Raw genomic sequence first — 12,567 nt, 5'->3', positions numbered from 1 at the left:
AAGCATTTTGTATCAGGGCTCGAATTTCAGCTCTTTGGCGAAATGCGTCAGGCGGGCGGCGACGCGGGCGCGCACGCGCGTCGCGGTCGCCGGAAACTCTTCCAATATGCGCAGGAACAGCGCGCGGGTGATTTTGAGAATTGTCGCCGGCTCGCGCGCTATGGCGGTCGCCGGGCGCGTCGTCTCGGTGATGAGCGCGGTCTCGCCGATCAGCGCGAAGGGCCGCAGCACGCGCTCGGCCGGACGGCCGTCATCATGCTTCTCGAGGGCGATGGAGCCATTGGTCAGAATGAAGCCGCCGTCGGAGGGCTCGCCGCGGCGAAACAGCGCGTCGCCGGCGCGCAGCAGTTTGGTCTCGGCGCTGAATGTCAGAAGGCGCAGCGCCTCGATCTCGAAATCCTCGAATAGAGGAATGCGTCTCAGATTGGCGATGTCGTCGTCGAGAGCCATGTCTCGGATGCTTTCTTCGGGGCGTCTCGCCGGGCGTGGTCAGCGCGCGCGGGAGAAGACCAATCGATAGCCGTTCTTTTCGGTGAGAAGAAGGCGGGCTTCGGTCGGGTCGGTTTCGATCTTGCGCCGCAGCCGGCTGACGTGAGTCTCCAGCGTGCGCGTCGTCACGGTCGGATGATAGCCCCAAACCTCGCGCAGCAACATGTCTTTCGTCACTACCGCGCCGCCAGCCGCCGCGAGGCGCGTCAGTATCTCCGCCTCCTTCTCGGTGAGCGGCACGCGCCTGTCGGCGACGCCCGAGAGCTCGAAGGCGCCCGGCCGATAGCGATAGGGGCCGATCGTGACGATCGGATGCGCCGGCTGCTCCGCGGGCGCCCGTAGGCGGGCGAGAAGATGGGCGAACCGGAAGGGCCGCGCGATATAGTCGGGAGCGTGCGGCGACGTGGGGTCGCCGGGCGCGCCGATGAGGAGGACGGTTCCGGGGAAGTCTTCGCGGGCCGAGCGCGCGAAGGCCTCGCCGATCGTGGCGTCGACGAGCAGAAGATCGCAACCGCCCGCAGAGAGCAGTCGCGTCGCCTCCTCGGCGGAGGCGGCGGACGCGACCGCGAATTCGGGATAGCGGGCGAGCTGCTCGACGAGAGATGCGCGCAAGCCCGCCGCGGCGAGCAGCAATATGGCGCGCTTTTGCGGCGTCGGCGCTCCGGTCATGGCCCTATGATCGACCAAGGGCGAGCGCCGTTCAAGGCGCAGGGCGAGGTGGAGAGAGGGATGAGCCAGGGTTTTTCCCGCCATCGCGGCGGGGTCACGGCGCTGAAGGTCGCGCGGCGGATCGGCGGACGGGAGCATGAGGGCCGGCTGATCGCGGGCGATCTCATGCTGCCCTGCGCGCTCGGCCGCTCCGGGATCACGCGCCGCAAGCGCGAGGGCGATGGCGCGACGCCGGCGGGAAGCCATGAGCTGCTCTATGTCTATCTACGGCGCGGCCGGGCTGCGACTCCGCGCTCCGTCGCCGCGCGCTTCCTCCGTCCGGACGATCTGTGGTGCGACGACGCCCGGTCCTTTCTCTATAACCGGCCGTTGCGTGGGAAGACGCCGCTCGGTCATGAGCGGCTCTGGCGGTCCGATCGGCTCTATGATGTCGTCGGCGTGCTCGACTACAACATCCGCCCGCGCGTGCTGGGGCGCGGCAGCGCCATTTTCTTCCATATAGCGACGGAGACGCTGGGGCCGACGGCGGGCTGCGTGGCGCTGCGGGCGCGCGATATGGCGCGGCTGCTGCCGCGTCTCGCCGCCGGTGTCCGCATTGTCGTCGATTAAGGCTTCGAATAGTCGCGCTCGCCCATAATGGCCGAGCCGATGCGGACATGCGTGGCGCCGAGCTGAATGGCGAGCTCGTAATCCGAGCTCATGCCCATGGAGAGCTCTTTCAGCCCGTTGCGGGCGGCGATCTCGGCGAGCAGGGCGAAATGCGGCGAGGCCTGCTCGCCGACCGGGGGCACGCACATCAGCCCGGCGATCTCCAGCCCATGCTTCTCGCGGCACTCGGCGATGAAGGCGTCGGCCTCATGCGGCAGGACGCCGGCCTTTTGCGGCTCCGCCCCGGTGTTGACTTGCACCAGCAGGCGCAGGCGTTTGCCCTGGCGGCGCATTTCTTCGGCCAGCGCCTCGGCGATCTTGGGTCGGTCGACGCTCTCTATGACGTCGAAGGTCTCGACCGCCTCGCGTGTCTTATTGGATTGCAGCGGGCCGATGAGGTGCAGCTCGACGCCGGAAAAGCGCCGGCGCAGCTCGCCCCATTTGGCGCGCGCCTCCTGCACCTTGTTCTCCCCATAGACGCGATGGCCGGCCTCCAGCAGCGGAACCGCCGCCTCGGCCGGAAAGGTCTTGGTGACGCAGACGAGGGTGATCTCGGCCGGGTCGCGGCCGCAATCGCGGGCGCGTGAGGAGATGGCGTCCTTGGCGGCGTTCAGCCGATCGACGACGGTCATGGGAGTTTCGGCCTCAGCGGACGAATTTCAAAATAGTGAAAATAGCTCCGATGAGAACCAGATTGAAGCCGAACACCCACCGGAGAATATCCGTCTTGGACTGAGAGACTTCCAGCTTCAGGCGTCCTTCCACCTCGATGAGCTCTCGCTTCAGCCGCCCCTCGACTTCGGCGAGGTCGCGCTTAAGCAATTCCATGTCGTGCCGAACATCGCCGATGTCCGCCTTTGTGGCCACGCTCTCGGAGAACGCCGTCTCCAACGCCTCGGCGGAGGCGCGCGCCTGCTCGGGCGAGAAGCCGCCGCGGGTGAGGCGATCGATATAGGCGAGGGGGTTGAAGAGCACTTGCGCCGACATGGCCCGGATATAGCACGCGCCCTGCTTCCCGGCGAGAGGCGCCTTTGACAAGCCCCGCCCCGCCCGGCATTACAGGCGAAACTCCGCAATTCGATCAGGACCGCTCGCAACCCATGAGACCAGAACGCTACGACTTCGCCGCGGCCGAGCCCAAATGGCGAAAGATTTGGGACGGGCGGCAGGTTTTCACCTCCGGCGACGCGACGAAGCCGAAATATTACGTGCTCGAAATGTTCCCCTATCCATCGGGGCGCATCCATGTCGGCCATGTGCGCAATTATTCCATGGGAGACGTCATCGCCCGCTATAAGCGCGCCAAGGGCTTCGACGTGCTGCATCCCATGGGCTGGGACGCTTTCGGCCTGCCGGCGGAGAACGCCGCCCAGCAGAGCGGCTCGCATCCGGCGACCTGGACCTACGCCAATATCGCCAGCATGCGGACGCAGCTCAAATCCATGGGGCTCTCGCTGGACTGGTCGCGCGAGATCGCCACTTGCGATCCGGCCTATTACAAGCATCAGCAGAAGCTGTTTCTGGATTTCCTCGCCGGCGGCCTCGTCGACCGCAAGCAGTCCAAGGTGAATTGGGACCCGGTGGACATGACCGTGCTCGCCAATGAGCAGGTCGTCGACGGGCGCGGCTGGCGCTCCGGCGCGCTGGTCGAGCAGCGCGAGCTGACGCAATGGTTCCTGCGCATCGGCAAATACGCCGATGATCTTCTCACCTCGCTGGACACGCTCGATCGCTGGCCGGAGAAGGTGCGGCTGATGCAGCGCAATTGGATCGGCCGCTCGGAAGGGCTGCTGGCGCGCTTCGCCATCGCCGGCGATCCGATGGGCGAGATCGAGGTCTTCACCACGCGGCCGGACACTTTGTTCGGCGCGAAATTCGTCGCTCTGGCGCCCGACCATCCGGTCGCGCGCGCGGCCGCGGCGAAGGACCCGGCGCTCGCCGCTTTCGCCGAGGAATGCCGTCATATCGGCACGTCGGTGGCGGCGATCGAGACCGCCGAGAAGAAGGGCTATGACACGGGCCTGCGCGTCGTCCATCCCTTCGATCCCTCTTGGACGCTGCCCGTCTATGTCGCCAATTTCATCCTGATGGATTACGGCACGGGCGCGATCTTCGGCTGCCCGGCGCATGACCAGCGCGACCTCGATTTCGCCAATGCTTACGGCCTCGGCGCGACGCCGGTCGTCTGCCCGGAGGGCGTCGATCCTGCGACTCTCATCGTCAGTGAGACGGCTTTCGACGGCGAGGGACGGCTCGTCAATTCGCGCTTTCTCGACGGGCTCACCGTCGCAGAGGCGAAGGAGGAGGTCGCCAAGCGCCTCGAGACCGCGCAACTGCACGGCCGTCCGCAGGGCGAGCGCAAGATCAGTTACAAGCTGCGCGATTGGGGCATTTCGCGGCAGCGCTATTGGGGCTGTCCGATCCCCATCATTCATTGCCCGGATTGCGGCGTCGTGCCCGTGCCGGACGCCGATCTTCCCGTGAAGCTGCCGGAGGATGTGACTTTCGACAGGCCGGGCAATCCGCTCGACCATCATCCGACATGGAAGACTGTCGCCTGTCCGAAATGCGGAGCCGCCGCGCGGCGCGAAACCGACACGATGGACACTTTCGTCGATTCCTCCTGGTATTACGCACGCTTCACCGATCCGCACAATGAGAAGGCGCCCGCCGCGCCGGAGCAGCTCGCGCGCTGGTTGCCGGTGGATCAGTATATAGGCGGGATCGAGCACGCGATTCTGCATCTGCTCTATTCGCGCTTCTTCTCGCGCGCTATTTGCGACACCGGCCATGGCGGCGTCGCCGAGCCCTTCGCCGGCCTCTTCACCCAGGGCATGGTGGTGCATGAGACCTATCGCGCCGCCTCCGGCAAATGGATCGCGCCCAGCGAGCTGCGCTTCGAGACCGGCGGCAACGGCCGCCGCGCCTTCCTCATCGAGGGGGGCGAGGAGGTCGCGATCGGCGCGATCGAGAAAATGTCCAAGTCGAAGCGCAACACCGTCGACCCAGACGACATTATCGCGAGCTATGGCGCCGACACGGCGCGTCTCTTCGTGCTCTCCGATTCGCCGCCCGACCGCGATGTCGTGTGGACGGAGGAGGGCGTGCAGGGCGCCTGGCGCTTCGTGCAGCGCGTCTATCGTCTGGCCGGCGAGCTGGCCAATGCCGCAGCGCCCGTCGGGGCCTCGGCGCCGGCCGAATTCGGCGCGGCGGCGCTCGATGTTCGCAAGGCGACGCATCGCACCATCGCCGCCGTCGGCGACAATATCGAGCGTCTGCGCTTCAACACGGCGATCGCCCGCATTCGCGAATACGCCAATGAGCTGACCGCGGCGCTCGACAAGGTGGAGACGGTTCCGGTCTCGGCCGATCTCGCCTTCGCCTTCCGCGAGGCGGCGGACGTCTTCGTGCAGCTGATCGCGCCGATGACGCCGCATGTGGCGGAGGAGTGCTGGAGCGATCTCGGCCATTCCGAGATCGTCTCGCTGGCGCCCTGGCCGGAGGCCGATCCTACTCTCGTCGCGCAGGACATGATAAGCTTGCCGGTGCAGGTGAACGGCAAGAAGCGCGCGGAGATTCTCGTGGCCCATGACGCCGATGAGGCGACGATCCGCGAGGAGGCGCTGACGCAGGAGGCCGTGCTGCGCGCCATGGAAGGCAAGCCGTTGAAGAAATTCATTCTCGTTCCCAAGAGGATCGTCAATGTGGTCGTTTGAACGGCGGCGCGCTCTGTCCCCTTCCGAATCGGGCCGAGGGGCGTTTCCACCTCCCCCTGGAGGGGGGAGGTCGATCGCCGCAGGCGAGCGGGAGGGGGTGACGCCCGAGTCTCGGAAGCGACTCCACCCCGGACCACTTTGCGGTCCGACCCTCCCCCTGAAGCGGAGGGTGAGGCGCACCCTTTCCGGCGTTGGCCCGGCTGTCTTCGGCGTTTTCGCCGCTCTGGCGCTCTCGGCCTGCACAGTGCAGCCGCTCTATGGCCCCATCGGGACCGACGCCCCGCTGACGGCGGAGCTTCATGCGGTCGCGGTCGATCCGATCCCGGACCGCATCGGCCATTATGTCCGCAACGAGCTGATCTTCGCCCTGAACGGCACAGGCTCGGACGAGCCGCCGCGCTATCGGCTCATGGTCGCGCTGAAGGAGCGTGTGCAGACGCCGATTCTCGATACGGTCACAGGCCGCGCGACATCGGCGACGGTGATCGTCGACGCCGAATATAAGCTCATCAATATCGCCGATGAGCAGGTCATCACCAAAGGCGTCGCTTTCGGCGTCGCCAGCTATGACCGTTTCAGCAATCGTCTCGCCAATGTGCGCGCCGCGCGCGACGGCGAGATTCGCGACGCCAAGGTCATCTCCGATATGATCCGCACGCGGGTGTCGACGGCTTTGGCGAAATGAAAGCGAATAACGAGTAGAGCTGCTCGCTATTCGCCGTTACCCGAGCGCCCATGACCGCCATCAAGACCCGCGACGCCGAGCGCTTCGTGAAGGCGCCGCCGGCCAATATTTTCATGTTCCTGCTCCATGGCGCCGACGCCGGCCTCGTGCGCGAGCGCGCGCTCGCCATTGTCGCGCAGCGCGTCGACGATCGGCATGATCCATTCCAATGTGTGGAGATGAGCGGCGACGCCGTCGCCGCCGATCCGCTGTCGCTGCTCGACGAGGCCAATACGATTCCGCTGTTCGGCGGCAGGCGTGCGATCATCGTCGAGACGGGCGGCAAATCCATTGTCTCGCCGCTCGAGCAATTGCTCGCCGCGCCGCCGATGGATTGCGCCATCGTGCTCACCGCCGGCGCGCTGAAGCGCGATGCGCCGCTGCGCAAGCTGATCGAGCCGTCCAAGATCGCCGCCGCCGTCGAATGCAATCCAGACGATGAGCAGGATCTGCATGCGCTGATCGACAACAGCCTGCGCGAGGCGGGCTTTTCCGTCACGCCGGAAGCGCGGCTGCTGCTGCAGGCGGCGCTCGGCGAGGATCGCCGCATGAGCCGTTCCGAGCTCGCCAAGCTGATGCTCTATAAGCATGGCGCGAGCGCGATCGAGGCCCGCGATGTCGAGGATATTGTCGCGCACGCCTCCAATATCGCCTCCGATCGCTTGGTGCTGGACGCTTTCTCGGGGCAGGCGGACGCCGCGGGCGAAGCCTTCGACAGAGCAGTCGCCGGCGGCGGCGACGCCGGACAGCTCTTGAATGGCGCGCTGCGCTACGCGATGGCGCTGCATCGCGCGCGGCTCACCGTGGATCGCGAGGGGCGGCCGGATTTCGGCATCACGATTTTGATGCGCAGCGGCTTCGGCTTCTCGCAGCGGCCGCAGCTCGAGCAGCATTTGCGTATCTGGTCCGCGGCGAAAGTGGCGGCGCTGCTGCCGGCCTTGCGCGACGCCAATCATCGCGCCCGCGCCAATGCCGCGCTGGCGGAGATGGAGGCGGGCCGCGCGCTGTTGCGCATCGCGAGTCAGGCCGCGCGGCGCTGAGCGCCCTCTCCCCAGCCCTCCCCCGCTTCGCGGGAGAGGGGGTAGATTCCGCGCTTCATCGAGGTTTCGCGAAATGCTCGTCGCTTCCCTCTCCCGCGTTAGCGGGGGAGGGTGAGGGAGGGGGCGCTTCCGCTGCCTTCGATCAATGCGCCAGCGCTTTGACGATCTGCTCCACGGTCTTTTTCGCGTCGCCGAACAGCATCATCGTATTGGGGCGGAAGAACAGCTCATTCTCGACGCCGGCATAGCCGGAGCCCATGCCGCGCTTCAGGAACAGAACCGTCTTCGCCTTCTCGACATCGAGGATCGGCATGCCATAGATCGGCGATTGCGGATCGGTCTTGGCGGAAGGATTGGTCACGTCGTTCGCGCCGATGACGAAGGCGACATCCGCCTGGGCGAATTCGGAATTTATGTCCTCGAGCTCGAAGACCTCGTCATAGGGAACATTGGCCTCGGCCAGCAGCACATTCATATGGCCGGGCATACGGCCGGCCACCGGATGAATGGCGTATTTCACCTCGACGCCTTCCTTTTTCAGAAGGTCCGCCATCTCGCGCAGGGCGTGCTGCGCCTGCGCCACCGCCATGCCATAGCCCGGCACGATGATGATCTTGCCGGCGTTCTGCATGATGTAGGCGGCATCCTCCGCCGAGCCTTGCTTGACCGGGCGCTTCTCCACCGCGCCCGTCGCCGCCGCGGTCTCGCCGCCGAAGCCGCCGAGAATGACGGAGACGAAGGAGCGGTTCATGCCCTTGCACATGATGTAGGAGAGGATGGCGCCCGAGGAGCCGACCAGCGCGCCGGTGATGATGAGCGCGAGATTGCCGAGCGTGAAGCCGATGCCTGCCGCCGCCCAGCCCGAATAGGAATTGAGCATGGACACGACGACCGGCATATCGGCGCCGCCGATCGGAATGATGAGCGTCACGCCGAGCACGAAAGCGACGAGAATGATGAGAAACAGCCAGAAGCCGCTCTCCGTCGTCGCGAACAGGACGGTGAAGCCGAGCAGCGCCAGCCCCAGCAGAATATTGATCGTGTGACGCTCGGCGAGCAGGATCGGCTTGCCGCTCATCTTTTCGGCGAGCTTCATATAAGCGATGATCGAGCCGGAGAATGTGATCGCGCCGATCGCCGCGCCGAGCGACATTTCGAAGAGGCTTCCGCCTTCGATGTGGCCGGGCGCGCCTATGCCGAAAGCCTGCGGCGCATTGAAAGCAGCGCCCGCTACGAGAACTGCGGCGAGGCCGACGAAGGAATGGAACAAGGCGACGAGCTGCGGCATTTCCGTCATCAGCACGGTGCGCGCCTGCCACGCCCCGATTCCGCCGCCAATGGCGACGCCCGACAACATGAACAAAATTCCGCTGAAGCTCGGCGCGCGCAGCAGCAGCGTCGTCACCACGGCGACGCCCATGCCGATCATGCCGTAGAGATTGCCCTGTCGCGACGTCGCCGGCGAGGACAGGCCGCGCAGCGCCAGAATGAACAAAATTCCGGCGGCGAGATAGAGAAGGACCGCGAGATTGCCGCTCATGGCTCAGCCCTTCTTCTTGTACATCGACAGCATACGTTCGGTGACCATGAAGCCGCCGAAAATATTCACGCTGACGAGGCCGAGCGCGACGAAGCCGAACCATTGCGCCCACCACGCGCCGCCGCTGGCGTCGGCCTTTGGGTCGACGCCGACTGCGAGCAGCGCGCCGACGACGATGACGGAAGAGATGGCGTTGGTGACGGACATCAGCGGCGTGTGCAGCGCCGGCGTCACCGACCAGACGACATAATAGCCGACGAAAACCGCCAGCGCGAAAATCGCGAGGCGGAAGACGACCGGATCGACGCCGCCGGTGAGGCCGTGCGAGGAGGCCGCCGCCGCCACTTGCGCCAGCTGGTCGGAATAGGATTGCGCCTGATCGGCGAGCTGGCGCGTCGCCTCGGCTGCGCGGCGAGCCGTTTCGAGCATTTGCTGAGTCGTGTCGGATGCCATGTGCCAACGCCCTTTCTTCGCTCGGCCCTCACGGGGCCGGCGCGATCAAGCCGCAAATCGCGAATCGATGACGGCGCCGTCGCGGGTGAGGGCCGTCGCCTTCACCAATTCGTCGTTCCAATCGATGGCCAGAGCCTTCGTCTCTTTGGAGACGAGAGTCTCGACGAAGGCGAGCAGGTTTTTTGCGTAGAGGCTGGAGGCCGTCGCCGGCAGGCGGCCGGCGAGATTGACCGCGCCGACGATCTTCACGCCATTGTCGATGATCGTTTCGCCGGGCTTGGTCAGCTCGCAATTGCCGCCACGCTCGGCCGCGAGATCAATGATGACCGAGCCCGCGCGCATCGATCGCGCCGCCGCCGCCGAAATGAGTCTCGGAGCCGGCCGGCCGGGGATCAGCGCCGTCGTGATCACAATGTCTTGCTTGGCGATATGCGCCGCGACCAGCTCCGCCTGCGCGGCTTGGTATTCCGGCGACATTTCCTTGGCGTAGCCGCCGGAGGTCTCGGCCTGGCGGAATTCGTCATTCTCGACCGCGATGAATTTCGCGCCGAGCGACTCGACTTGCTCCTTGGTGGCGGGCCGCACATCGGTGGCGGAGACGATGCCGCCGAGTCGGCGCGCGGTGGCGATCGCCTGCAGGCCGGCGACGCCGACGCCCATGATGAAGATTTTGGCGGCCGGAACCGTGCCCGCCGCAGTCATCATCATCGGAATGGCGCGGCTATATTCCGCCGCGGCGTCGATGACGGCGCGATAGCCGGCGATATTGGCCTGGGAGGAGAGAACGTCCATCACCTGCGCGCGGGTGATGCGCGGCATGAATTCCATGGCGAAGAGCGTCGCGCCGGTCTGGGCGAGGGCGGCGAGCTCTTTCTCATGTCCGAAAGGATCGGCGATGGCGACGATTGCGGCGCCGCGCGCTATGCCGGACAGCTCGCCCGGCGCCGGTCGGCGCACGCGCAGCACCACCTCGGCATTGTCGGAGGCGGCTGCTGCGCTCGGCGCTATGGCGGCGCCGGCGGCGGCGTAATCGGCGTCGGAGAAGCCGGATATGGCTCCGGCGCCCGATTGGACCACGACTTCCGCGCCGAGGTTCTCGAGCTTCTTGACGGTTTCCGGCGTCGCGGCGACGCGCGTCTCGTTTTTGTCAGTCTCGGCTTGAACAGCAATGCGCATTGACGAAACTCCATTTTGCGGAGAATCGGTTTCGCGTGGCCGGATGGCCGCGCGGTTCGCATTCGGTCAGAAACTGTAGAGAGGACCCGTGGAGCGGCGCATCGGCGATCGACGCGCCGGGTCTTCAGCGCGCGAGGAAGAAATACAGCAGAAGCAGCGTGACGACGCTGGCCGCCGTTCCCACCTTCAGCAGCGTCAGAAAGCCGTTATAGGTGGCGAGATGCTCCGCAATGTCTGACGAAGCCTCGTGATGATGGTCGGCCATTTCTCTCCCCTCGCGCTCTTGCGTTTCGGCTCGCCCGTCGAGGGGCGAAGCAGTGTGATGCTAGACGAGCGCGCTCGATCCTGCAATGTCGCAATCGTCGCGGTTTTGTCCCCGCATTCGACAAAAAAGCCCCGGATCGCTCCGGGGCTTCTTTATTTCCTGTCTCGGATGGAGATCAGAAATCCATGCCGCCCATGCCGCCGCCGGGCGGCAGAGCCGGGCCGCTGTCCTTCTTCGGCTGCTCGGTGATCGTCGCCTCGGTGGTGACGATGAGCGCCGCGACGGAAGCCGCGTCCTGCAGAGCCGTGCGGACGACCTTGGTCGGGTCGATGATGCCGAGCTTCACCAGATCGCCATATTCGCCGGACTGAGCGTCATAGCCGAAGCTGTAGTCCGTGGCCTCGAGCAGCTTGCCGACCACGACCGCGCCGTCGCCGCCGGCGTTGTCGACGATCTGACGGGCCGGAGCCTGGATCGCCTTGCGGACGATCTCGACGCCGGTCTTCTGGTCGGAATTGGCGACCTTGACGTCGCCGAGCACGGCGATGGCGCGCAGCAGGGCGACGCCGCCGCCGGGCGAGATGCCTTCCTGCACCGCGGCGCGGGTGGCGTTCAGCGCATCGTCGACGCGGTCCTTCTTCTCCTTCACCTCGACCTCGGTCGCGCCGCCGACGCGGATCACCGCGACGCCGCCCGCGAGCTTGGCGAGACGCTCCTGCAGCTTCTCACGGTCGTAGTCCGAAGTGACTTCCTCGACCTGAGCCTTGATCTGAGCGACGCGGGCCTCGATGTCCTTCTTCTCGCCGGCGCCGTCGATGATCGTCGTGTTCTCCTTGTCGATGCGGATGCGCTTGGCGCGGCCGAGCAAGGGAAGCGTGACGTTCTCGAGCTTGATGCCGAGATCCTCGGAGACGACCTGGCCGCCGGTGAGGATGGCGATGTCCTCGAGCTGCGCCTTGCGACGATCGCCGAAGCCCGGGGCCTTCACGGCCGCGATCTTCAGGCCGCCGCGCAGCTTGTTGACGACGAGCGTGGCCAGAGCCTCGCCCTCGACATCCTCGGCGATGATGAGCAGCGGCTTGCCGGTCTGCACGACGGCCTCGAGGATCGGCAGCAGCGGCTGCAGCGTCGACAGCTTCTTCTCGTGGATGAGGATGTAGGGGTCCTCGAGCTCCGCGACGAGACGCTCGGCGTTGGTGATGAAATAGGGGGAAAGATAGCCGCGGTCGAACTGCAGGCCTTCGACGATGACGGTCTCGGAGTCGAGGCTCTTGGCCTCTTCCACCGTGATCACGCCCTCATTGCCGACCTTCTGCACCGCCTTGGCGATTTCCTGGCCGATGAAGCTGTCGCCATTGGCCGAGATGGTGCCGACCTGGGCGATCTCGTCGTTGGAGGTGACCTTCTTGGAATTCTTCTTGAGGTCGGCGACGACCGCCTCGACGGCGAGGTCGATGCCGCGCTTCAAGTCCTGCGGGTTGAGGCCGGCCGCGACGGCCTTGGCGCCTTCCTTGGCGATGGCCGCGGCGAGCACGGTCGCCGTCGTGGTGCCGTCGCCGGCGAGGTCGTTCTGCTTGGAGGCGACCTCACGAACGAGCTGCGCGCCGAGATTCTCGAACTTGTCGGCGAGCTCGATCTCCTTGGCGACGGTGACGCCGTCCTTGGTGATGCGGGGAGCGCCGAAGCTCTTCTCGATGACGACGTTGCGGCCCTTGGGGCCGAGAGTGACCTTCACCGCATTGGCGAGGATTTCGACGCCGCGCAGGATACGGTCGCGGGCGTCGGAGGAAAAACGAATGTCCTTGGCTGCCATTTTCGTTCGGCTCCGTTGAAGAGAATAAGGTGCG

At 65.8% G+C, this 12,567-nt stretch carries 13 protein-coding genes; 4 read left to right on the top strand and 9 right to left on the bottom strand.

Going from position 1 to position 12,567, the window contains the following annotated elements; all coding sequences use genetic code 11:
* Positions 1-12: 12 nt before the first annotated feature.
* Both FMZ75_RS10050 and FMZ75_RS10045 read right to left on the bottom strand, forming a co-directional pair.
* Positions 13-450, bottom strand: a complete 438-nt coding sequence (locus FMZ75_RS10050) for a cyclic nucleotide-binding domain-containing protein (RefSeq protein WP_108917351.1) — start codon at positions 448-450, stop codon at positions 13-15.
* 39 nt (positions 451-489) lie between these two features.
* On the bottom strand, positions 490-1,158 hold the full coding sequence (locus FMZ75_RS10045) for a response regulator transcription factor (RefSeq protein ID WP_166142568.1): 669 nt from the start codon (positions 1,156-1,158) through the stop codon (positions 490-492).
* 60 nt (positions 1,159-1,218) lie between these two features.
* On the opposite strand from FMZ75_RS10045, the gene FMZ75_RS10040 reads away from it, so the two are divergent.
* A complete protein-coding gene (locus tag FMZ75_RS10040; RefSeq protein WP_108917371.1) occupies positions 1,219-1,767 on the top strand; it encodes a L,D-transpeptidase in 549 nt (182 codons plus the stop codon).
* Here the strand turns inward: FMZ75_RS10040 and FMZ75_RS10035 are convergent.
* Entirely contained in the window at positions 1,764-2,438 is a 675-nt protein-coding gene (locus tag FMZ75_RS10035) for a YggS family pyridoxal phosphate-dependent enzyme (RefSeq protein WP_166142566.1), read from the bottom strand. The genes FMZ75_RS10040 and FMZ75_RS10035 overlap by 4 nt on opposite strands.
* A 13-nt stretch (positions 2,439-2,451) precedes the next feature.
* On the bottom strand, positions 2,452-2,844 hold the full coding sequence (locus tag FMZ75_RS10030) for a hypothetical protein (protein ID WP_166142564.1): 393 nt from the start codon (positions 2,842-2,844) through the stop codon (positions 2,452-2,454).
* Between the two features lie 62 nt (positions 2,845-2,906).
* Between FMZ75_RS10030 and leuS the strand changes: the two genes are divergently transcribed.
* The 3 genes from leuS to holA all read left to right on the top strand — a co-directional run bounded on the left by leuS (position 2,907) and on the right by holA (position 7,286).
* Positions 2,907-5,522, top strand: a complete 2,616-nt coding sequence (gene leuS / locus FMZ75_RS10025; RefSeq protein WP_166142562.1) for a leucine--tRNA ligase — start codon at positions 2,907-2,909, stop codon at positions 5,520-5,522.
* 169 nt (positions 5,523-5,691) lie between these two features.
* The gene (locus FMZ75_RS10020; protein ID WP_166142560.1) at positions 5,692-6,207 is read left to right on the top strand and encodes an LPS assembly lipoprotein LptE; all 516 of its coding nucleotides are present in this window, start codon (positions 5,692-5,694) and stop codon (positions 6,205-6,207) included.
* A 50-nt stretch (positions 6,208-6,257) separates the two neighbouring features.
* Positions 6,258-7,286 (top strand): DNA polymerase III subunit delta, encoded by a 1,029-nt coding sequence (gene holA, locus FMZ75_RS10015; protein WP_166142558.1) that lies wholly within the window; start codon positions 6,258-6,260, stop codon positions 7,284-7,286.
* Between the two features lie 142 nt (positions 7,287-7,428).
* On the opposite strand, the gene FMZ75_RS10010 is transcribed toward holA, so the two are convergent.
* From FMZ75_RS10010 to groL, 5 genes are all read right to left on the bottom strand, one after another.
* The gene (locus FMZ75_RS10010) at positions 7,429-8,826 is read right to left on the bottom strand and encodes an NAD(P)(+) transhydrogenase (Re/Si-specific) subunit beta (RefSeq protein ID WP_142862678.1); all 1,398 of its coding nucleotides are present in this window, start codon (positions 8,824-8,826) and stop codon (positions 7,429-7,431) included.
* Positions 8,827-8,829: 3 nt separating this feature from the next.
* Positions 8,830-9,279 (bottom strand): NAD(P) transhydrogenase subunit alpha, encoded by a 450-nt coding sequence (locus tag FMZ75_RS10005; protein ID WP_166142556.1) that lies wholly within the window; start codon positions 9,277-9,279, stop codon positions 8,830-8,832.
* Between the two features lie 45 nt (positions 9,280-9,324).
* On the bottom strand, positions 9,325-10,455 hold the full coding sequence (locus tag FMZ75_RS10000; RefSeq protein ID WP_166142554.1) for a Re/Si-specific NAD(P)(+) transhydrogenase subunit alpha: 1,131 nt from the start codon (positions 10,453-10,455) through the stop codon (positions 9,325-9,327).
* Positions 10,456-10,579: 124 nt separating this feature from the next.
* Entirely contained in the window at positions 10,580-10,720 is a 141-nt protein-coding gene (locus FMZ75_RS09995) for an aa3-type cytochrome c oxidase subunit IV (RefSeq protein WP_108917361.1), read from the bottom strand.
* Between the two features lie 175 nt (positions 10,721-10,895).
* Entirely contained in the window at positions 10,896-12,533 is a 1,638-nt protein-coding gene (gene groL / locus FMZ75_RS09990; RefSeq protein WP_142862675.1) for a chaperonin GroEL, read from the bottom strand.
* Positions 12,534-12,567: the final 34 nt, after the last annotated feature.

Source organism: Methylosinus sp. RM1, assembly GCF_011378635.1.
Lineage (GTDB): Bacteria > Pseudomonadota > Alphaproteobacteria > Rhizobiales > Beijerinckiaceae > Methylosinus > Methylosinus sporium.
The sequence above is the reverse complement of the archived record's forward strand: the minus strand, read 5'-3'. Positions and strand labels throughout refer to the sequence as shown.